Genomic DNA, 20,074 nt, shown 5'->3' on the forward strand with positions numbered 1-20,074 from the left:
TGGCAGGACGTCGCCGCCCGCCTCGAGCGCGCCCGCACCCAGACCGCGGGCCTGATCGTCCCCGCGTGACGGCAGCGACCTCGTCTGTGCGCGGCCGTCGATTCATCGGAGGAATCCCGGCACGAAGCGCCACGGTGCGGGATACTGCCTGACGTGTCGCGCACAGATGAGGTCGTCGACGGCGTCCGCCGCATGATCACCGGCGGCGAGCTCGGCCCCGGTGACCGGCTCCCCGTCGAGAAGGAGCTCGCGGAACGCCTCGGCGTCTCGCGCGGGTCGCTGCGCGAGGGGGTGCGCGCGCTCACCGTGCTCGGCGTGCTCGACACGCGCCAGGGCGACGGCACCTACGTGACCAGCCTCGACCCCGCGCGGCTCATGTCCTCGCTGCAGTTCGTCGTGGACCTGCACGGCGACACCAGCGCCCGGCCCTTCCACGCCGTGCGGCGCGTGCTCGAGACCGAGGCGGCGGGCCTCGCCGCCCACCGCATCACGCCGGAGGCCCTGGAGGAGGCTCGCGCCGTCCTCGACCTGGCGGCGCGCACGCTCGCGCAGGACGAGGTCGACCATGCCGCCTTCATCGAGGCGGACACCGCGTTCCACCGCATCGTCTCCGAGCAGGGCGGCAACCCCGTCGTCACGGCGCTCGTGGAGGCGATCGCCGGGCGGACGTTCCGCGAGCGCCTCTGGCGCGGCCGGCACGAGGAGGGCGCCGAGGAGCGTACCCAGCGCGACCACGAGGCCGTCTGGCGCGCCCTCGCGGCCGGGGACGCCGAGGCCGCGCGCGTCCGCATGGCCGCGCACCTCCTCGACGTCGAGGAGTCGCTCCCCACCCCCGCCCGCCTCGACGAGGCAGCACAGCCCGACGAGTCGTAGGGCGCGGGCCGCGAGCCGAGGCAGGTCCTGCACTACCTCGCGGCGCCCGTCCCCGCCTCCCGCTGCCAGCGGGCACCGAGCTCGGCCTGCGAGGGGCCGTGGCCCGGCAGCGCGCCGTGCGCCTCGGCGTCGGCGCGCAGGCTCGCCAGATGGAGCTCGAGGTACCGGCGCCGCAGCGCCGCGTCCCGTGCGGGGCCCCCGAGACGGATCGCGGCGAGCTGCTCGTAGACCATCGGCAGGTCCGTGTCGACGACGTCGGACCGCACCGCCCGGGCGTCCTGCGCCCGGCGGAGGATCTCCCCCGCGAGGCGCCCGGCCTCCTCGGCGAGCGCACCGTGCTCGGGCGTCGGCGCGAACCGGCCGGCGAGGTGGACGGTGAGGGAGTGCACGTCCGCGTCGACGACGCCGCGCAGCAGGGCCTCGAACGCGCCCCACGGGTCGGCGGTGTCCCGGGCGGCGCGCGCGATCTCGACGAACCGCCGCAGCCCGTCGAGGCAGAGCGTCGCCAGGAGCTCCTCCTTGCTGGCGTACCGGCGGTACAGGGCGCTGATGCCCACGCCCGCGGCGTGGGCAACGGCGGAGACCGGGGCGTCGGGCGCCGCCATGAAGACCTCGCGGGCGGCGTCGAGGATCACCGCGTCGTTGCGGGCCGCCTGTGCTCGCCGTCCGCTGAGCGGGGCGTCGGTGCTCGGGGTGCTCATGGTCTGCTCCGGTGGTCGGGGGGAGAACCGATGGCCGACGATACCACATGTGCGGAACGGAACGTTCCGCTACTGTCTCCAACAGCGGAACATTGCATTCCGTTCCAAGCTTTCGTCGTCAACGGAGACCCCGATGAACGCCCAGCTCACCCCCACCCGGATCGACGTCCCGCAGGCCGAGCTCGACGACGTGCGCGAGCGTCTCGCCCGCATCCGGTTCACCGACCAGATCGGGGACGACGGCGAGGACGGCACGAGCGTCGGCCGCGTCCGCGAGCTCGTGCGGCACTGGCTCGAGGAGTTCGACTGGCGGGCGCTGGAGGCGCGGATCAACGCCTACCCGCAGGTCGAGACGGTCATCGACGGCCAGCGGGTGCACGCGATCCATGTCCGTTCCGGCCGCCCGGACGCCGTCGGGCTCGTCCTCACGCACGGCTGGCCGGGCTCCGTCGTCGAGTACCTCGAGGTCGTCGAGTACCTCGAGGTCGTCGAGCCGCTCACCGCTGCCGGCTACGACGTCGTGCTGCCGTCGATCCCCGGGTTCGGGTTCTCCGGCCCGACCACCGACCGCGGCTGGGACGACGAGCGCGTCGCCCGTGCCTGGGCCGAGCTCATGCGCCGGCTCGGCTACGAGCGGTACGGCGCGGTGGGCAACGACGCGGGCGCGACGATCTCGGTCGCGGTCGGCCGGGTCGACCCGGAGCACGTCGTCGGGGTGCACGTGGCCCAGCTCTTCTCGTTCCCGTCGGGCGACCCCGCGGAGCTGGTCGACCTCACCGAGGAGGAGCAGGCGGCCCTCGCCCACCTCGGGTGGTTCTGGGAGAACATGGGCGCGTTCAACCAGCTGCAGTCGCAGCAGCCGCAGACCCTCGCGCACGCGCTCGCGGACTCACCGTCGGGCGTGCTCGGCTGGCACGCCCAGCTCATGGGCGACGCCGACCCCGGGTTCGTCGTGGCCAACGCCGCCGTGTACTGGTTCACCGGGACGCAGGGCTCGGCCCTGCGGCTGTACCGGGAGAACGCCCTGGCGGCCCGCCGCGCGCAGGAGTCGGGCGAGCGCCGCGAGCCGACGACGGTGCCGACCGCGCTCGCCGCCGCGCAGGGCGATTTCGCCTCCATCCGCCGGTTCGCCGAGCGGGACCACTCCGACATCCGGCACTGGAACGTCTACGAGCGCGGAGGCCACTTCGCCGCCCACGCGGAGCCGGAGCAGACCGCCGCGGACATCACGGCGTTCTTCGCGGCTCTCTGACGCCGATCGTCAGCAGCAGGTTCGCGTAGACGCGCTGGTCGCCGGTCGCGACGAGCAGCGCGACGTCGTCGGACCGGGCGGCGTCGTAGAACGCGAAGCGGTCCAGCTCCTCCCAGCCCACGTCGGGGCCGAGCGTCGCCCGGTACCCGGCGTGGGCGGGGATCTCCTCGCCCGCGGCGACGACGTCGCCCGTCACCCCGCCGGGCACCATCACGGCCGCGGACTCGACCGGGACGGCGTCCACCAGCACCTCCAGCACCTGGTCCACGGTCAGCAGGCCGGGACGCAGGTTGAGGTGCACGCGCTCGGCGCCGGCCCGGGCGCCCGTCGAGTGCGGGTAGTTCGCGTCGGCGAGCAGCACCCGCGACCCGTGCCCCGCCGCGGCCAGCGCCCCGACGAGGCCCGGGTGCAGCAGCTCGTAGCGCAGCACGGTCAGCCCGCCGTCGCTGGCGACGCGGCCGCGACCGCGTGCCGCTGCCGGCCCAGGCCCTCGATCTCCAGCTCGACGACGTCACCGTCGGCCAGGTACGGGAAGCGGCCGGACAGCGCGACGCCCTCGGGCGTGCCGGTGCAGATCAGATCGCCGGGCTCGAGCGTCATGTACTGCGACAGGTGGTGCACGATCGCCGCGACGTCGAAGATCATGTCAGCGGTCGAGGAGTCCTGCCGCGGCTCGCCGTTCACCCACGACCGCAGCCGCAGGCTGCCGGGCTCGACCTCGTCCGCGGGGACGAGGGCCGGGCCGGTGGGCAGGAAGCCCGGGCCGCACTTGCCCTTGGACCACTGGCCGAGGGAGTCCTCGAGCTGCCACGCGCGCTCGCTCACGTCGTCGACCACGGTGTACCCCGCGACGTGCTCGAGAGCCTCGTCGACCGACGACAGGTAGCCGGCCCGCCTGCCGACGACGATCGCGAGCTCGACCTCCCAGTCGACCTTCTGGGCGCCGGGCGGCAGCGGCACGGTGTCGTCCGGGCCGACCACGGTGTTGGGGTGCTTGAAGAAGATGATCGGCAGGCGCGGCGGCTCGGCGCCCGACTCGCGCGCGTGCGCGGCGTAGTTCTGGCCCACGCACACGACGGCGGCGGGCCGCGCGATCGGCGCCCCGCGGCGCAGCGCGTCGGCGCCGTCGAGCACGGGCAGCTCGCCTGCGGCCAGCGCGGCGCGGGTGCGCGCGACGCCGTCGGCCGCGAGGAACGCGCCGTCGACGTCGCGGCTGCCGTCGATGCCGGCCACCAGGGGGCGCAGGTCGTAGGTGACGCCGTCGTGAGTGACGGCGGGGATCTCCTGGCCCACGGGGCCCAGGCGGAGCAGCTGCATCAGTGTCCTCGTTCTTCGTCGGGAGAGATCCGACCCTTCCAGCACGCCATCTCGGACGTTTGCAGGCGTCGAGACGTCCAGCATGACGTTCTCGAAGGGTAGGGGGGCGGGTCGGGGGCGCGAGCGGATGGGTGGATGGGCGGGTGGGTGGTGCTTCAGGCGAAAGCGTCGGGGTGGGCGTCGGGGGCGAGCAGGCCGGCCCCGACGAGGGCGGTCCACAGGTCGGGGGGCACGACGGCGGTGTGCCGGGCGACGGCCTCGCGCACCTGGTCGGGGGTGCGCAGCCCGACGACGGTGCTCGCGACCGCGGGATGGCTGCGCACGTACGCGAGCGCCGCCTCCGGCAGGGTGACGCCGTGCTCGGCGCAGACGGCGGCGACGCGCCGCGTCCGCTCCAGCAGGGCGGGCGGGGCCTGCACGTAGTCGTACGTCGCGTCGTCGGGCGGCACGTCTCGGGCCAGCAGGCCCGAGTTGTAGACGCCGGCGACGACGACGGCCACGCCCCGCTCGGCCGCGAGCGGCAGCAAGTCGGTCAGGGCCGGCTGCTCCAGCAGCGTGAACCGCCCGGCGCACATGACCACGTCCACGTCGGCGTCGCGCACGAACCGCGCGAGCATCGCGGACTGGTTCATCCCGGCCCCGATCGCGCCGACCACACCCTGCTCGCGCAGCTCCACGAGCGCCGGGAGGGCCTCGGCGAATGCCTGCTCCTCATGGTCGTCCGGGTCGTGCAGGTACACGACGTCGAGGCGGTCCAGGCCCGTGCGCTCCAGGCTGGACTCGAGCGAGCGCAGGATCCCGTCGCGGGAGAAGTCCCAGACGCGGCGCACGTCGGCGGGGACGTCGAACATGTCCGGGTCGCGCTCGTGGGCCGTCTCGGGCGACGGCACCAGCAGCCGGCCGACCTTCGTGGAGACGACGTACTCGTCGCGCGCGCGGGCGGCCAGGCTCGCGCCGAGACGCCGCTCGGACAGGCCCAGCCCGTAGTGCGGCGCGGTGTCGAAGTACCGGACCCCGGCCTCCCACGCGACGTCGAACGCGGCCTGCGTCTCGGCGTCCGTCGTCGGCCGGTACAGGTTGCCCGCCTGCGCGGCCCCGTAGCCCAGGCTCGTCAGCCGCACGCCGGTGGCGCGGACCTCCCGGGCCGGCATCGTCGTCGTGGCGGCCGCCTCCTCGTGCCGTGCCGCGCTCACGGCTGCTGCGGCGGGCGCACCCGCAGGTCGTGCATGCCGCCGTCGACAGCGAGCGCGGTGCCGGTGGTCGCCGTCGCGAGCGGGCTCGCCAGGTAGCACACGGCGTGCGCCACGGCCTCGGGGCTCACGAGCTTCCCGGTGGGCTGGCGCGCCTCGAGGGCGGCGCGCTCCGCGGCGGGGTCGTCGGCGGCGTCCAGGAGCCGGCCCACCCACGGCGTGTCGACGGTGCCCGGGTTCACGCAGGTGACGCGGATGCCCTCGCGCACGTGGTCGGCCGCCATCGCGAGCGTGAGCGCCTGCACGGCGCCCTTGCTCGCGGAGTACAGCGCGCGCGACGGCAGCCCGGACCACGACGCGATCGACGCGGTGTTGACCACGGCCGCGTGCTCGGAGGCGCGCAGGTGGTCCAGCGCGGCCCGTGTGACGCGGACGATGCCGAGCACGTTGACGTCGAGCACGCGCAGCCACTCGGCGTCGTCGTTGTCCGCCACGGTGCCCTGCGCGCCGATGCCGGCGTTGTTGACGACGACGTCGATGCCGCCCATCGCGGCCGCGGCCGCGTCGACGGCCCGGCGCACCGCGCCGTCGTCGGTCACGTCGGCGATCTCGGCCCCGGCGCCGGCCGGGACGCCGTCTGAGGTGCGGTCGATCGCGACGACGCGGGCACCGCGGGCGAGCATCGCCGTCACGACGGCGGCGCCGATGCCGGACGCGCCGCCGGTGACGATCGCGCGGATGCCGTCGAGCTCGGGCGGGAGTGCGGTCGGGACGGTCACAGGGGGTCCTCCTGGTGAGCGGGGGTCGTGGCGGGTGCGGTGGCGGGTACGGGCCGGCTCGTGCTCGGGCCGGGCTCCAGCCGGTAGGTGCGGGTCGCGGTGCCGGCGAGCACGGCCGCCCGCTCGTCGCCGGTGAGGCCGGCGACCAGCTCGCGGGCGGCGTCGAGCCACCGGTCGTAGCGGGAGGCGAGCAGGCAGACGGGCCAGTCGGAGCCGAACATCAGCCGGCCGGGCCCGAAGACGTCAAGGGCGTGGTCGGCGACGGGGCGCAGGTCCGCGACCGTCCAGCGGTCCCAGTCCGCCTCGGTGACGAGCCCGGACAGCTTGGCGACGACGTTGGGCCGCGCGGCGAGGTCGGCGAGGTCGCGACGCCAGGCGTCGAGTGCGGACGGGTCGCCGGACGCTCCGCCGGGCGTGCCACCGGACATCGCGGTGGCGACCGGCGGCTTGCCGAGGTGGTCGAGGACGAACGTCACGTCGGGCAGCGCCGACGCGAGCCGGGCGCAGGACGCGAGCTGATGGTCGCGCACGACGAGGTCGAACGGCAGGCCGGCGGCGCCGACGGCGGCGATGCCGGCCCGGACGTCCGGGCGGTCGAGGTAGGCGGGGTCGGTCTCGTCCTGCACCATCGTGCGGACGCCGACCAGGCGCTCCCCGCCCGGGCCGGCGCGCAGGGCCGCGAGCCGGTCGGCGAGGTCGGGGGCGAAGAGGTCGGCCCAGCCCACCACGCCGGCGATCCCGGCCGCGCGGCCCTCCGCCGACGTGGCGGTGGCGAGCAGGTCCACGGTCTCCGCCCAGCGGCTCACGGTCTGCACGACGACGGTCGCGTCGACGCCGGTGGCCGCTGCGCGCAGGTCGGCGGGCGTGAAGTCGGCGTCGATCGCCGCCATCGTGGCAGGGTCGACCCAGGGTTGGGGGGTACGGTCCCGCACCCACAGGTGATGATGGGCGTCGACGACGACGTCAGGCATGGCTGTGCTCCCTCGCGCAATTCATCTAATCTATAGCAAGCGCGTTCGCCAGAGTCCAGACGCCCGCGCGAGAGAACCGCCAGATACGTCGGATCTCTTCTCAGGTCATGACCCAGCTCGACGAGGAGTGAAGCCCGTGCCCCTGCCCCATCGCCCCGTCCCCCGACCGCCCGCCGGCCCGGCCGAGTGGTTCACCGAGACCAGGTTCGGCCTCTTCGTGCACTTCGGACCGTACTCGGCGGCGGCACGGCACGAGTGGGTCATGACCAACGAGCGCATGACCGTCGAGGAGTACGCCCGGTACGTCGACGTCTTCGACCCCGACCTCTTCGACGCCCGCGCGATCGCCCGGGCGGCCAAGGACGCCGGGATGGGCTACGTGGTGCTCACCTCCAAGCACCACGACGGCTTCGGCCTGTGGGACTCCGCCGTCAGCGACTACACGATCGCCCGCACCCGCGGCCGCGACCTCGTCGCCGAGCTGGCGGAGGCCGTGCGCGCCGAGGGGCTCCGGCTCGGGCTGTACCACTCGGTCATCGACTGGCACCACCCCGACTTCACGGTCGACCACGTGCACCCGCGCCGCGACGACGCGGGCGCCCACGCCCTGAACGACGGCCGCGACATGGCCCGCTACCGCGAGTACCTGCACGCCCAGGTGCGCGAGCTCCTCACCGGCTACGGCGCCGTCGACTACGTCTTCTTCGACTTCACCTTCGCCGAGGACAAGGACGGGTGGCGCGGCAAGTACCCCGAGGACTGGGACGCCGAGGCGCTGCTCGCCCTGGTCCGCGAGCTGCAGCCGCAGGCCGTCGTCAACGACCGCCTCGGCATCCCCGGCGACCTCGTCACCCCCGAGCAGTACCAGCCGGACGAGCCGATGCGCGGCCCGGACGGCGAGCCCGTGGTCTGGGAGGCGTGCCAGACCCTCAACGGCAGCTGGGGCTACGACCGGGACAACACGGACTTCAAGGACCCGGACCTCCTCGTGCGCATGCTCGTCGACACGGTGGCCAAGGACGGCAACCTGCTGCTCAACATCGGGCCGGACGGGCGTGGCGCGATCACGCCGCACGACGCCGCGTCCCTCGCCTACGTCGGGGAGTGGATGCGGCTGCACCGCCGGTCGGTCGTCGGCGCCGGTTCGCCGGACCCCGAGCTCGCCGCCGCGATCGGGCCGGGCCTGCCGCCCGGGGTCGTCGTCACGCAGCGCGACGACCGGCTGTACCTGCATCTGTTCGCGTGGCCGTTCGGGCACCTGCACCTGCGCGGGATCGCCGACCGGGTGCGGTACGTCCAGCTCCTGCACGACGGCTCCGAGCTGCGCAGCACGCGCACCGACCCCGACCAGAAGGCGTGGAACACCAACCCCGGCGGGCAGCCTCCCGGCACGCTCACGCTGCACCTGCCCACCGTGCGGCCGGACGTCGCCGTGCCGGTGGTCGAGCTGTTCCTCGACCGCGCCTGACCACCCTCGCTCACGGGTCGTCGGACGTCCGGCCGTACATGCCCCGTTCCGGGTCGTACTTGCTCCGCTCCAGGTGCTCGACCGGGACGCCCGCCGTGGCGGCGCGATTCTCGAGCGCCGCCACGACCGTCCTCACGTCGTCGGTGGGGTGGATCCACAGGTCGGCCCGCGCGTACCCCGAGGCGAGGTCGCCGTCCGCGTACAGGGCGCGCCGCTGGGCGCGAGTGGCCCGGGCGGCGACGACGGCCGGCTCGCGCAGCACCAGGGCGACCCTGGTGCGGGAGTGGCCCGGCACGAACGTCATGTTGATCGCGAGGCTGGAGGACAGCAAGCCCGACCCCAGGAAGGCCGTGATGCGGCGGTCCGCGACCACGAGGACGTCGGCGATCTCGGACCAGCCGATCGCCAGCCCGCCGCGCGTCACGACCCCCGCGTCGGTGACGGCCAGGTCGAGCGCGTCGGCACCGCGCCGGAGCAGCACGGGGACCGCCAGCGTCGCGAGCGTGATCCCCACCCCCAGGAAGATCACGGAGATCGACGCCAGCAGGGCCAGGACCCTGTCGAAGTCCGCGAAGAACCACTCGCCGAAGGCGCCGAAGTGCTGCGGCGCGTCCCACTCCCACTCGTCGACGACCGGGCTCGACCACATCAGCCCCAGGTGGTCCAGGTAGGCCAGCAGGACGTACCCGACGACGTAGGCGCCCGGCAGCCCGAGCATGACGTACAGCGCGGTCCGCGAGAGCAGGTCCGCCTGGCCCCGCGGCGAGGAACGCAGCACCGGGCCGGACAGGTCGACGGCGCCGGTGAGGTCGACGGGCGCAGGCTCGTCCGCCCGGCGGACGCGGGCGCGGGCACGACGGGCAGCGGCGGACCGCGCGCCGGCGCGGACCGCGCCCACCAGGAGCGTGATCCCGCAGCCCAGCGACACCGCCAGCACGGCGAGCACCACCACGGGCCAGCGGTTCGTCACGGTGAACAGCGGGTCGATCGCGACCCCCTGGTACCCCCAGGCCAGCCAGTCGAAGCTCCCGTACCCGGCCAGCTCCTCGACGTACGCCGACAGGATGTGCACGACGAGGACGGCCACGGGCGCGCTGAGGACCAGGAGCACCGCGGTCCACGCCCGGGGCCGCCGCCGCGCGGACGCCGCCTCGGGCTCGGGCTCGGGTTCCGGCTCGGCAGCCCGCGGGGCGGCGCCGCGGAGGCGCCGGAACCGGCCCTCCGGGCGCAGCCGCTCGCGGACGAGACCGTTGAAGGTGACGAGCCCGACCCACAGCGCGATCGCGATCGCGACGAGGAGGAACGGCGCTGCGACGTACACGCCCCACCCGCCGTCCTGCGCCATCAGCACGATGACCCAGACGCCCAGGCCGGCGAGCGCCAGCGCGACCAGCTTGGCGACGACGAGGCCCCAGGCCTCGGCGACGTAGTAGCCGGAGCGTTCGGTGAGGTGGCGCTCGATCGGCGAGACGGGCGTGGCGGCGCGCGCGGACTTCCGGAGCCTGGTCATTCGTGCCTCCGCAGGCTGTCACGTGGTGGTCGCGCGGGGCCGCGCGGCGCCCGGACCTGCGCGGGCATCCGGCGATCCTAGCCGCCGGCCCGTGGACGACCGCGCCGGACCGGTGGATATAGTGGCGGCGTCGAGGCGGACCTGCGCCGCCTTGCGCTCGAAAAAGGGGCGCACGGCAGCCCGGTCACCGGCAGTCACCACTGCAGCCAGCACGTCGGACCGGCGTCGGGACCGCACGGGACACATACGGACTGTCACTCTCATCCGTCACTGTTCCCAGGAGGCCCCCGTGCCCACGTCGTCCAGCCCCGCGTCCGGCACCGTGTCCGCGCATGTCGCCCGCACGCTCGCCCAGCACGTCGACCACGTCTTCGGCGTCATGGGCAACGGCAACGCCTGGTTCCTCGACTCCCTCGAGCGTTCGACGACGGCCCGCTTCACCGCCGTCCGCCACGAGGCGGGCGGGGTCGTGGCGGCGGACGCCTACTTCCGCGCGGCGGGCCGCATCGCGGCCGCGACGGTCACCTACGGCGCCGGCTTCACCAACACGCTCACCGCGCTCGCGGAGGCCGCGCAGGCCCGGGTGCCGCTGGTGCTGCTCGCCGGCGACGAGCCGACCTCCGGGCCGCGCCCGTGGGACGTGGACCAGATCGCCCTCGCGGCGGCCGTCGGCGCGCGCACGTATACCGTCGGCCGCGCGGACGCCGCCGCGACCACGGTCATCGCCATCGAGCACTCGCTGACCTACCGGGTGCCGGTCGTGCTCGCGATCCCCTACGACGTCGCCGCGCTGGAGGCCGGGCCCGTCCCCGAGGCGCCGGAGCCGGCGCTGCCCGCCCCCCTCGCCCCGTCCGGCCCCTTCGACGCCGCCGCGATCACCGACCTCGCCCGGCACCTCGCAGGCGCCGAGCGGCCGCTGCTGGTCGCGGGCCGCGGCGCGTGGCTCGCCGGCGCGGGCGAGGCGCTCGGCGAGCTCGCCGAGGCGACCGGGGCCCTGACCGCGACGACGGCACTGGGCCGCGGCGTCTTCCCCGACGGCCGCTACGACCTCGGCGTCGCGGGCGGCTTCGGGGCCGAGGGCGCGATGGCGCTGGTGCGGGAGGCGGACGTCGCGGTCGTGCTCGGCGCGTCGCTCAACCAGTTCACGATGCGCTTCGGCGAGCTGTTCTCCCCCGGCACCCGGGTGGTCCAGGTCGACGTCGCGGCGACGGCGACGCACCGGCACGTGGGCGGGTTCGTGCGGGGCGACGCCGCGCTCGTGGCCCGCGCCCTCGTCGACGAGCTCAGCGCCCTGGGGGCGTCGCCGTCGGGCTGGCGCGAGTCGGTGGACGCCACCGTGGGTGTCGCCGCCGCGCGCGAGCACGAGCCGGGCCCGGCCGACGGGCTCGCCCCGGACGGACGGCTCGACCCCCGCGCCGTCGCCCACCGGCTCGGCGCGCTGCTCCCGGAGGACCGCGTCGTCGTCTCGGACGGCGGCCACTTCATCGGCTGGGCCAACATGTACTGGCCGGTCGCGTCGCCCGACCGGATGATGATGGTCGGCACCGCCTACCAGTCCATCGGGCTGGGCTTCCCCAGCGTCGCGGGGGCCGCGGCCGCCCTCCCTGGCTCCGCCGTCGTGCTCACGACCGGCGACGGGGGCGGCCTCATGGCCCTGGCCGACCTGGAGACCGCGGTCCGCACGGCCGGCGGGCGGGGGATCGCGGTCGTGTGGAACGACGCCGTCTACGGCGCCGAGGTGCACGTGTACGGGCGACAGGGGCTCGCCGAGGAGCCGATGCGCATCCCCGAGACCGACTTCGCGGCGCTCGCCGCAGCGGTCGGGGCGGAGGGCGTCGTCGTGCGCTCGCTCGCCGACCTCGACCGGCTCGCGTCGTGGACGGCCGAGCCCGTCGACGAGCGCCGGTTCCTCATGCTCGACTGCCGCGTCTCCCCCACCGTCGTCGCCCCGTACCAGGAGGAGATCCTGCGGGTGAATCTCGGCCGGTGACCCGCGGCGGGCGGGCCACGGACTCGCGCGGTCCTGCCCCGCGTGCGCGGCATCTCCACCGGCCCGGGCGAAAGGCCTCGCTCCGGCCGCGGGGGCCGTGCCAGGCTCGCGCGCATGTCGATCCCCCCGCACGTGCCTGGCAGGTTTCCGCTCCACGTCGCGCGCGTCCTGCGCGTCGAGGAGGACGCCTGCGGCCTGTGGACGCCCGACGGTGTCACGTCGGCGGTGTTCGCGCCGATGTTTCCCACCCCGCGGGTCGAGCGCGTCCAGCCTGGCCACCTCGTCGCCCTCGCCACCAGCCCGGACGGGGCCGAGGCCGTCGTCTGGCGCTGGTTCGACGCCGTGGTGCTGGGGCCCGCGGACGACGACGGCGTCCGGCTCTGGGAGCCTGCGCACGGCGAGGTCGTGGCGCGCCGACGCCGGCCCGCCACTGCCCTCGAGCCCGGGTCGCGCGCCTTCGCCTCCGCGGGTCTTCCCGGCGCCGACTGGTGGGTGACCTGCCCCGCCGGTCACCTCCCGCCCGCCGCGGACGTCGACCTGGACGAGGTCCACGCGCTCTACTCGGACAACCACCTGTGGGACGGGATCTTCACGCACCCGGCATGACCGGCCGACGCGGGGTCCTCGCGGCCCTGGCGCCGCGGCACGGACCGGTGCACAGTGGGGGCAAGCACGCGCACCTTGGCCGTCGGCTTCGGCCTCGGGCACGCACGGGCGACCACACGTTGTGACGACGAGGGGAGTCCCAGTGAACGAGTCCCAGGTCTCGGAAGAGGCTCTCGAGGCGGCGCTCGCCGCCGGCTCCCGGCCGCCGGTCGGCCGGTATCGGCTCGACCTGACCACCGGCCACTGGGCCTGGTCGGACGAGATCTTCGAGATGCACGGCTTCGCACCGGGCGACATCGTCCCGACCACCGAGCTGATGCTCACGCACAAGCACCCCGACGACCGGGAGCGCGTCGACAGCGTGCTGAAGCAGGCCGCCCGGACCGGGCAGCCGTTCAGCTCCGTGCACCGCATCGTCGACGGCCACGGCAAGGTCCGCACCCTCGCGGTCACGGGGCAGGGGCGCCGCGACCCCGACAGCGGCGAGGTCACGGAGCTCTTCGGCTACTTCATCGACGTGACCGACGCCCACCGGGAGCTGGCCCAGCGGGAGGCCACCGTCTCCATCCAGGCCTCGGCCGAGCGCCGCGCCTCGATCGAGCAGGCGAAGGGCGTGCTCATGGTCGGCCTGGGGCTCGAGCCGGACGACGCGTTCGACCGGCTGCGGGTCGCGTCGAACCTCACCAACGTGCCGGTCCGCGAGCTCGCCACGTGGCTCGTCGAGTGGTTCGCCCGGCCGGGCATGACCACGTTCCCCACCACCGACGAGCTGACGGCGTTCCTCGACGCACCCGTCCCGGCACCCGTGGAGGACGAGCCGGCCGCCGAGACGCCGGCGGCCGGCTGACGCTCACGACCCCGCGCGCAGGGCGCCCTCGAAGAACTCCCCCAGCTCCTCGGTGGCGTCGAGCGGCAGGACGTGCGCCACGTACTGGTCGGGCCGGACGACGACGACCACGCCGCCTCGGTCGAGGCCGCGCAGGTCGAAGACGTCGTCGGGCACCTCCTCGGACGTGCCGGCGGCATAGACCTTCTCGTAGTCGACGAGCTCGAACGGCCCGACCCGGGGCAGGAAGGCCTGCGGCACCCGGCCGACGTCGACCGCGGTGTGGTCCTGCTGGTAGACGACCTTGACGTCGAACCAGGCGTCGGGGTCGAGGCCGTCGGGCGTGGCCGCCAGCGGCGAGCGGGGCGACGTCGCGACCCACTCGGCCCACCGCTCCAGCGCCGAGGGCTGCCCGGGTGCCGGCGCGTCGGCGAAGGCGTAGATCCGCCAGCGCCCGTCGGCACGGTGGTGGTGGCCCAGGTGCACCGGGTTGGCGTCCGCGACCCGCACGACCGGGGCGGAGCGGAACCGCTTGCCGACCGGGAAGCCCGTGGCGAGGCGCTGGTGGGTCGCCGGCCCCACGATCATCGACGGCTGGTACTCCGTCATGAAGCCGGCGGGGAACTCCGCCGTGCGCACGTAGAAGTCCTCCAGCTCGGACGGCGAGTCGAACTCCTCCGGCTTCTTCGCCATCATCGTCGACCACTCGCGGTCGAAGTCGATGAGGTCCTTCGCCACGACGTGCCGCTCGGCGGAGTACGTCGCGAGCAGGCTCTCCGGGGCGCGCCCGTCGAGCACGTGGCCCAGCTTCCAGCCGATGTTGAAGCCGTCCTGCATCGAGACGTTCATCCCCTGCCCGGCCTTGGCGCTGTGCGTGTGGCACGCGTCGCCGGTGATGAAGACGCGCGGCGTGCGGGTGCCGGCCTCCCGGGTGGGCACGTCGTCGAACCGGTCGGTGAGCCGGTGGCCCACCTCGTACACGCTGTGCCACGCGACGTCCTTCACGTCGAGCGTGTAGGGCGTGAGGATCTCGTTGGCCTTGGCGATGATCTGGTCGATCGTGGTGGCACGCACGGCGTGGTTGTCGCCGGTGGGCACCTCGCCCAGGTCGACGTACATGCGGAACAGGTAGCCGCCCTCGCGCGGGATGAGCAGGATGTTGCCCGCCTCGGACTGGATCGAGCACTTGGTGCGGATGTCCGGGAAGTCGGTGACGGCCAGCACGTCCATGACGCCCCACGCATGGTTCGCGGGGCTGCCCATGTGCTGCGCGCCGATCGCCGCGCGCACGCCGCTGCGCGCGCCGTCCGCGCCGACGACGTAGCGGGCGCGCACGGTGCGGCGGACGCCGTCGTGCTCCCCCGCGCACCCCTCGAGCGTCACGACGACCGGGTGGGTGCCGGAGTCCTCGACCTGCAGGCCGACGAACTCCCATCCGTAGTCCGGGCGCAGGCGCGTGGGGGCGTTCGCCGCGGCCTCGGCGAAGTAGTCGAGGACGCGCGCCTGGTTGACGATGAGGTGCGGGAACTCGCTGACGCCCGACGGGTCGTCGACGGGGCGCGCGGCGCGCACGATGTGCGCGACGTTCTCCGGGTCCGGCTTCCAGAACGCCATCTCCGTGATGCGGTACGCCTCGGCGACGATGCGCTCGGCGAACCCGAACGCCTGGAACGTCTCGACGCTGCGGGCCTGGATGCCGTCGGCCTGGCCGATCTCCAGCCGGCCGCCGCGCCGCTCGACGAGGCGCGTCGTGACGTCCGGGAACTGCGCGAGCTGCGCGGCGGCGACCATGCCGGCCGGCCCGGACCCGACGATCAGGACGTCGACGACGTCGGGAAGCTCGTCGGGCCGGTCCACGCCGGTGCCGGCGGGCGGCTGGACCGACGGGTCTCCCGACACGTAGCCGTGGTGGTGGAACTGCACGGGTTCTCCTCATCGTCATCGATGCGCTCCCTCGACTCCCCTGTCGAGGCCTTGCACTTCGCTCGTCGTGCGTTCTATATTCGAACGCAGCGTTCTACTATTGAATGCAGGTTAGCCCACCGGCGCCGACCGGCTCAACGCCCGCAGCGACGACCGACCGCACGACCAGACGACGACCAGACGACGACCAGACGACGACCCCGGAGGACGACGGTGACGACACAGCCCCGGGACGGCGGCGCCCCGTCGCAGACCCTCAGCCGCGGCATCCGCATCCTCGAGCTCCTCGCCGACTCCCACGGGTCCCTGACCATCGACGACGTCGCGGCCCGCCTGGGCGTGCACCGGTCGATCGCCTACCGGCTCCTGCGCACGCTGGAGCACCACGGCCTCGTCGTGCGCGACCGCAACGGGCGGGTCGCGCTGGGCGCGCGGATGGCGGCCCTCGCCGCCGGCGTGGCCCACGACCTGCAGGCCGAGGCGCTCCCCGAGCTGACCGCCGTCGCGAACGAGCTGGGCATGACCTGCTTCCTCGCGGTGCTCGACCACGACGAGTGCGTGACCCTCGTCAGCGTCGAGCCGCGGCACGCCGTCGCCCCGGTGGCCCAGCGGCCCGGCGCCCGGCACCCCGTCACCGCCGGCGCTCCGGGCAAGGCCATCCTCACGCTGGTGCCCGACGCGGAGTGGCCGGCGGACGCGACCGACGGGCTGCGCGACGCCGTCGCCCGGGCGTCGCGCCGCGGCTACGCCACCAGCCACGACGAGGTCATCCCCAGCCTGGAGTCCGTCGCGGTGCCGCTGGCGCTGCACGGGCGGGAGCCCGCGGCGATCGCCGTCGTGCACGTCGCCAGCCCGCTCGGGCACGCCGAGATCGCGGCGCGGCTGGAGCGCTCGGGCCGCGCCGTCCGCGACGCCCTCGGCGGCTGACGCCGAGCGGGGGGCAGCTCGCGCGGACGATCAGGGCGCCGCGGCGAAGAGGCGGTCGAGGTGCTGGTCGACGGCGGCCAGCGCGGCCTGCGGCTCGATCACCTCGAGCTCGAGCAGCGGGGCGAAACCGGTCAGCGCGAGGACGAGATCCGTCTCGACGTCGGGGTCGCGGTCCGGCGCGATCTGCCCCTGCGCGATCGCCTGCCGGACGAGGCTCTCGACCATGGCGCGACCTTCCCGCAGCCCGAGGCCCGCCTGCTCGCGCAGTGCCGGGTCGTGCAGCGTCTCGAGGACGTAGGCGGCGCGCATGCGGCTCGAGGCGCGCGCCTCGGGACCCAGCGGGAGCATCTCGGCGAGGACGAGCCGCAGCACGTCCCTGGGGTGCGGAGGCTGGTCGAGCGCGGCCAGCGCACGGGTGATCCGGTCGCCGGTCTGCGCGGCGGTGAGGTCCATCGCGAAGGTCAACAGCTCCGTGCGAGACGTGAAGTAGTGCTGCAGGTGCCCCAGCGAGACCCCCGCCTCGCGGGCGACCTCACGCATCGTGACCTTCGTCCAGCCGTGCTGGTCGACGACCCGCCACAGCGCACGTGCGAGCGCCTCGCGGCGTTCCTGGTGGTCCACCAGCTTCGGCATGCTGCCTCCGGTTCCTTGCCCATGCGCATGACACAATACAGGCGTATTGGCAACCATGAGAGGGAGCGACGATGGCTGACCCGGACCTACCCTCCGCGTTCTTCAACCCGTACGCGGTCGCCATCGACGACGAGGTGGCGATCGCGCTGCTGGCCGACCTGCTGGTGCGCAAGGCGATCGAACGAGGCGACTTCGACGACCTGCCCGGCAGCGGCAAGCCGCTCGACCTGCCCGACCGCCACGACCCCGACTGGTGGCTGAAGAACCTCCTGAAGCGCGACCGGTTCGTGCTGCTGCCGCCCTCCGTCCAGCTGCGCAAGGAGGACGCCGCGCTGGACGAGCGCCTCGACGCGCTGTGGAGCGAGGACGACGTCCGTCAGGAGGTCGAGGAGTTCAACGAGCGGGTGCGTCGTGGCCGCTACCAGCCGCCGGCCGGGCCGCCCCTGGTCACCATGCCGCGGGACGTCGAGGCGACGGTCGCCGCCTGGGCGGACCGCCGGGCGGCACGGGCCGCGGAGGCACGCGCCGCAGAGGCACGAGCGGAGGCGCACGGGAAGAGCCGCCGCCGTCTCGTCCGTCGGCGGCGGTCGCTGCGCGCCTGAGCGCGCTGACCTGCGGGAACGGATCCTCGCGTGGCGGTCCTGGCGACATCTGTGCATGGTGTGCGAGGTGACTCGAGCAACGGCTGACCCCGGAGTCCCCGCCGCGACACCGACCCCGGAGGTGCCCGATGAGCTCAAGCCCGATGTCCCCCGCCGACGCCGGCCCGTGGACCGGCCGCCGACGGCTCGCCGCCGTCGGGGCGGCCGCCGCCCTCCTGTGGTCCCTCTGCCCGTCGCCCGCGCTCGCCGGGCCGGTCGCGGCCCCGGAGCGGGAGGGGCACGTCATGACACGGCCCGAGGCGCTCCTGCCCATGGGGTTCGGCAAGCAGAGCAGCCGCTCCAGCACCTTGAAGCGCTACCTGCGCTGGGCCGACGCCTACGGGTTCCGCGTGTCCGAGCACCCCTCCTACGGGGGCGTCACCCGTGGGGCGCACGCGTCGCGGTCGTGGCACTACGACGGCCTCGCCGCGGACCTCAACTGGGGCCCGCCCGGAGCGCCCGCGTCCGAGCGGACCAACGTGAGGTTCGCGATCAAGGTGGCGAACTCGCTGGGCCTCGGCGTGATCTACGCGCGGGACGGCACGGTCGGCTCGGCCGCCGACCACCGCAGCCACCTGCACGTCGACGTCGGCTCGACGTCCAACTACGGCAGGGGCCTGGTCCGGGTCCCCGAGGGGCAGCGCAGGACGCAGTCGCTGCAGGGCGCCGCCCACTTCCCCTGGGCCCAGCGCGACAACCTGTGGGGCACCAACACGGACAAGCGGCTGCAGGCCATCCGCGCCGCCTCCCGGATGCACGGCACGAAGTTCCCCTACGGCGTGAAGCTGGCCCAGCGCGCGGTGGGCGTCACCGCCGACGGCAAGTGGGGCCCGAAGTCGCGCGCCGCCCACGACAGGACCGTCGCCGCCGTGCAGCGCGCCATCTCCGTGTCCCCCACCGGCATCTGGGGGCCCGTCACCGAGCGCACCTACCTGAAGGTGCGCGCGAAGCTGCGCTGAGCTCCCCGGACGCGCCCGTCAGGCCCTGCCGACGCCGTAGATCGGGCTGGCGGACTGCTCGGCCTCGTGCTCGGGTCCGAGCGGGATGCCGGTGCGGTCGCGCAGCAGGAGCGTGGCGGCGAACGCGACGACCATGACGCCCGCGATGTAGTACGCGACGGACGTCGCCGTCCCCGTGGTCTGCACGAGCCAGGCCGCGATCGTCGGGGCGAACGCGCCGCCCAGGATGGCGCCGATGGCGTACGTGATCGACACCCCCGAGTAGCGGATCGACGCCGGGAAGAGCTCGGTGAAGTACGCCGCCTGCTGCCCGTACGTGAACCCGTTGCCCACGGCGAAGAGGGAGACACCGAGGAACAGCAGCCACGGGTCCCCGGTGTTCACCAGGGGGAACAGCAGGAACACGGTGGCGAGGAAGGCGATCCAGCCGATGATGTAGGTGTTCCGGCGCCCGATCCGGTCCGACAGGGCGCCCGCCGCGAACGTGCACACCAGCCAGACGACGGACGCGCCCGCCACCGCGAGCAGCACGGGGGTGCGGTCCATCCCGACGAGCCCGCCGTCGGCGACCGGGGTGGTCGCGTAGTTCTGCAGGTACCCGCCGGTGGTCATGTAGCCGGCGGCGTTGTTGCCCGCGAAGGTGAGCGCGGCGAGCAGCACGAGCAGCCAGTGCTTGCGGAAGAGCGTGAGGATCGGGGTCTTCGCCGCGGCCTTCTTCTCGGCGATCTCGAGGAACACCGGGCTCTCCTCCACCCGGCGGCGCACCATGATGCCGACGCCGATGAGCACCACGCTCAGCAGGAACGGGATGCGCCAGCCCCACGCGACGAACGCGTCGCCGGGCGAGATCACCCCGGTCATGAGCGCGAGCACCCCGGAGGCCAGCAGCAGGCCGACGGGGACGCCGATCTGCGGGAAGGCGCCCATCCGGCCACGCCGCCCGGCCGGGGCGTGCTCGACGGCCATGAGCACGGCGCCGCCCCACTCCCCGCCGGTGGACAGACCCTGCAGGATGCGCAGCAGCACGAGCAGCACCGGTGCGGCGATGCCGATCGTCTCGTAGGTGGGCAGCAGGCCGATCAGGGTGGTGGCCCCGCCCATGAGCATCAGGGTGACGACGAGCATGGCCTTGCGGCCGATCTTGTCGCCGAAGTGCCCGGCGAGGAACGCGCCGAGGGGCCGGAAGAGGAAGCTGATGCCGACGGTCGCGAACGCCAGGAGCGTCCCGATCGAGGAGCCGGCCGGCTCGAAGAAGAGCGTGCCGAAGACGAGCCCGGCAGCGCTGGCGTAGAGGAAGAAGTCGTACCACTCGATGGTGGTACCGATGACGGTCGCGAACGCGACGCGCCGCATCTCGCGACGCTCGGTGTCGCTGGGGGTGGCTGCAGTGCCGGTGGTCATGTCCGGAAGACCTCTCTGTCAGTCCGCAGGTGGTGCAGTGGGCAGGATCGTATATCATCCGAGATACGACACGACAGCTTCTACCTGACAATGGGGTGCCCGTGGTC

Annotated in this window: 19 protein-coding genes; 9 read left to right on the forward strand and 10 right to left on the reverse strand. The window is 74.2% G+C overall.

The window, feature by feature from the left end; genetic code table 11:
- The first annotated feature begins 153 nt into the window (after positions 1-153).
- A complete protein-coding gene (locus IEW03_RS18650) occupies positions 154-873 on the forward strand; it encodes a FadR/GntR family transcriptional regulator (RefSeq protein ID WP_188525225.1) in 720 nt (239 codons plus the stop codon).
- Positions 874-905: 32 nt separating this feature from the next.
- Here the strand turns inward: IEW03_RS18650 and IEW03_RS18655 are convergent, their stop codons facing one another.
- Positions 906-1,574, reverse strand: coding sequence for a TetR/AcrR family transcriptional regulator (locus IEW03_RS18655; protein ID WP_188525226.1), 669 nt, complete (start codon positions 1,572-1,574; stop codon positions 906-908).
- Between the two features lie 133 nt (positions 1,575-1,707).
- Between IEW03_RS18655 and IEW03_RS18660 the strand changes: the two genes are divergently transcribed.
- Positions 1,708-2,826 (forward strand): epoxide hydrolase family protein, encoded by a 1,119-nt coding sequence (locus IEW03_RS18660; protein WP_188525227.1) that lies wholly within the window; start codon positions 1,708-1,710, stop codon positions 2,824-2,826.
- On the opposite strand, the gene IEW03_RS18665 is transcribed toward IEW03_RS18660, so the two are convergent.
- From IEW03_RS18665 to IEW03_RS18685, 5 genes are all read right to left on the reverse strand, one after another.
- Positions 2,801-3,256: an RbsD/FucU family protein gene (locus IEW03_RS18665; protein WP_188525228.1), complete on the reverse strand. Its 456-nt coding sequence runs from the start codon at positions 3,254-3,256 to the stop codon at positions 2,801-2,803. The two genes, IEW03_RS18660 and IEW03_RS18665, sit on opposite strands and share 26 nt — an antisense overlap.
- A gap of 2 nt (positions 3,257-3,258) precedes the next feature.
- On the reverse strand, positions 3,259-4,143 hold the full coding sequence (locus tag IEW03_RS18670) for a fumarylacetoacetate hydrolase family protein (protein ID WP_188525229.1): 885 nt from the start codon (positions 4,141-4,143) through the stop codon (positions 3,259-3,261).
- A 155-nt stretch (positions 4,144-4,298) separates the two neighbouring features.
- Positions 4,299-5,294, reverse strand: a complete 996-nt coding sequence (locus IEW03_RS18675; RefSeq protein WP_188525313.1) for an aldo/keto reductase — start codon at positions 5,292-5,294, stop codon at positions 4,299-4,301.
- Between the two features lie 38 nt (positions 5,295-5,332).
- On the reverse strand, positions 5,333-6,112 hold the full coding sequence (locus tag IEW03_RS18680) for an SDR family NAD(P)-dependent oxidoreductase (RefSeq protein WP_188525230.1): 780 nt from the start codon (positions 6,110-6,112) through the stop codon (positions 5,333-5,335).
- Positions 6,109-7,083, reverse strand: a complete 975-nt coding sequence (locus IEW03_RS18685) for an amidohydrolase family protein (protein WP_188525231.1) — start codon at positions 7,081-7,083, stop codon at positions 6,109-6,111. The genes IEW03_RS18680 and IEW03_RS18685 overlap by 4 nt, the downstream gene beginning before the upstream one ends.
- Positions 7,084-7,219: 136 nt before the next feature.
- On the opposite strand from IEW03_RS18685, the gene IEW03_RS18690 reads away from it, so the two are divergent.
- Positions 7,220-8,551, forward strand: a complete 1,332-nt coding sequence (locus IEW03_RS18690; RefSeq protein ID WP_229738430.1) for an alpha-L-fucosidase — start codon at positions 7,220-7,222, stop codon at positions 8,549-8,551.
- A 10-nt stretch (positions 8,552-8,561) separates the two neighbouring features.
- On the opposite strand, the gene IEW03_RS18695 is transcribed toward IEW03_RS18690, so the two are convergent.
- Positions 8,562-10,061: a hypothetical protein gene (locus IEW03_RS18695; RefSeq protein WP_188525232.1), complete on the reverse strand. Its 1,500-nt coding sequence runs from the start codon at positions 10,059-10,061 to the stop codon at positions 8,562-8,564.
- 289 nt (positions 10,062-10,350) lie between these two features.
- Here IEW03_RS18695 and IEW03_RS18700 point away from each other — a divergent pair, with 289 nt between their 5' ends.
- From IEW03_RS18700 to IEW03_RS18710, 3 genes are all read left to right on the forward strand, one after another.
- Positions 10,351-12,051, forward strand: coding sequence for a thiamine pyrophosphate-binding protein (locus tag IEW03_RS18700; protein ID WP_229738431.1), 1,701 nt, complete (start codon positions 10,351-10,353; stop codon positions 12,049-12,051).
- A gap of 114 nt (positions 12,052-12,165) precedes the next feature.
- On the forward strand, positions 12,166-12,657 hold the full coding sequence (locus tag IEW03_RS18705; protein ID WP_188525233.1) for a hypothetical protein: 492 nt from the start codon (positions 12,166-12,168) through the stop codon (positions 12,655-12,657).
- A 142-nt stretch (positions 12,658-12,799) separates the two neighbouring features.
- Positions 12,800-13,504: a PAS and ANTAR domain-containing protein gene (locus tag IEW03_RS18710; RefSeq protein WP_188525234.1), complete on the forward strand. Its 705-nt coding sequence runs from the start codon at positions 12,800-12,802 to the stop codon at positions 13,502-13,504.
- A 3-nt stretch (positions 13,505-13,507) separates the two neighbouring features.
- Here IEW03_RS18710 and IEW03_RS18715 read toward each other — a convergent pair whose 3' ends face one another.
- The gene (locus IEW03_RS18715; RefSeq protein ID WP_188525235.1) at positions 13,508-15,406 is read right to left on the reverse strand and encodes an FAD-binding monooxygenase; all 1,899 of its coding nucleotides are present in this window, start codon (positions 15,404-15,406) and stop codon (positions 13,508-13,510) included.
- 213 nt (positions 15,407-15,619) lie between these two features.
- Here IEW03_RS18715 and IEW03_RS18720 point away from each other — a divergent pair, with 213 nt between their 5' ends.
- Positions 15,620-16,333: an IclR family transcriptional regulator gene (locus tag IEW03_RS18720; RefSeq protein WP_229738432.1), complete on the forward strand. Its 714-nt coding sequence runs from the start codon at positions 15,620-15,622 to the stop codon at positions 16,331-16,333.
- Between the two features lie 30 nt (positions 16,334-16,363).
- On the opposite strand, the gene IEW03_RS18725 is transcribed toward IEW03_RS18720, so the two are convergent.
- Complete coding sequence (locus tag IEW03_RS18725) at positions 16,364-16,966, reverse strand: TetR/AcrR family transcriptional regulator (protein WP_188525237.1); 603 nt, start codon at positions 16,964-16,966, stop codon at positions 16,364-16,366.
- A 71-nt stretch (positions 16,967-17,037) separates the two neighbouring features.
- On the opposite strand from IEW03_RS18725, the gene IEW03_RS18730 reads away from it, so the two are divergent.
- Both IEW03_RS18730 and IEW03_RS18735 read left to right on the forward strand, forming a co-directional pair.
- On the forward strand, positions 17,038-17,568 hold the full coding sequence (locus IEW03_RS18730; RefSeq protein ID WP_188525238.1) for a DnaJ family domain-containing protein: 531 nt from the start codon (positions 17,038-17,040) through the stop codon (positions 17,566-17,568).
- Positions 17,569-17,696: 128 nt separating this feature from the next.
- A complete protein-coding gene (locus IEW03_RS18735) occupies positions 17,697-18,566 on the forward strand; it encodes a hypothetical protein (RefSeq protein ID WP_188525239.1) in 870 nt (289 codons plus the stop codon).
- An 18-nt stretch (positions 18,567-18,584) separates the two neighbouring features.
- On the opposite strand, the gene IEW03_RS18740 is transcribed toward IEW03_RS18735, so the two are convergent.
- Complete coding sequence (locus IEW03_RS18740; protein ID WP_188525240.1) at positions 18,585-19,967, reverse strand: MFS transporter; 1,383 nt, start codon at positions 19,965-19,967, stop codon at positions 18,585-18,587.
- Positions 19,968-20,074 lie beyond the last annotated feature (107 nt).

Origin of the sequence: Isoptericola cucumis (assembly GCF_014635665.1) — a bacterium.
Lineage (GTDB): Bacteria > Actinomycetota > Actinomycetes > Actinomycetales > Cellulomonadaceae > Isoptericola > Isoptericola cucumis.

Bases quoted from the DNA above. Each gene is read 5' to 3' on its own strand.
- IEW03_RS18675 (WP_188525313.1), bottom strand. From the start codon at position 5,294: ATGCCGGCCCGGGAGGTCCGCGCCACCGGCGTGCGGCTGACGAGCCTG.
- IEW03_RS18730 (WP_188525238.1), top strand. From the start codon at position 17,038: ATGGCTGACCCGGACCTACCCTCCGCGTTCTTCAACCCGTACGCGGTC.
- IEW03_RS18705 (WP_188525233.1), top strand. From the start codon at position 12,166: ATGTCGATCCCCCCGCACGTGCCTGGCAGGTTTCCGCTCCACGTCGCG.
- IEW03_RS18655 (WP_188525226.1), bottom strand. From the start codon at position 1,574: ATGAGCACCCCGAGCACCGACGCCCCGCTCAGCGGACGGCGAGCACAG.
- IEW03_RS18695 (WP_188525232.1), bottom strand. From the start codon at position 10,061: ATGACCAGGCTCCGGAAGTCCGCGCGCGCCGCCACGCCCGTCTCGCCG.
- IEW03_RS18685 (WP_188525231.1), bottom strand. From the start codon at position 7,083: ATGCCTGACGTCGTCGTCGACGCCCATCATCACCTGTGGGTGCGGGAC.
- IEW03_RS18735 (WP_188525239.1), top strand. From the start codon at position 17,697: ATGAGCTCAAGCCCGATGTCCCCCGCCGACGCCGGCCCGTGGACCGGC.
- IEW03_RS18660 (WP_188525227.1), top strand. From the start codon at position 1,708: ATGAACGCCCAGCTCACCCCCACCCGGATCGACGTCCCGCAGGCCGAG.
- IEW03_RS18725 (WP_188525237.1), bottom strand. From the start codon at position 16,966: ATGCCGAAGCTGGTGGACCACCAGGAACGCCGCGAGGCGCTCGCACGT.
- IEW03_RS18670 (WP_188525229.1), bottom strand. From the start codon at position 4,143: ATGCAGCTGCTCCGCCTGGGCCCCGTGGGCCAGGAGATCCCCGCCGTC.
- IEW03_RS18740 (WP_188525240.1), bottom strand. From the start codon at position 19,967: ATGACCACCGGCACTGCAGCCACCCCCAGCGACACCGAGCGTCGCGAG.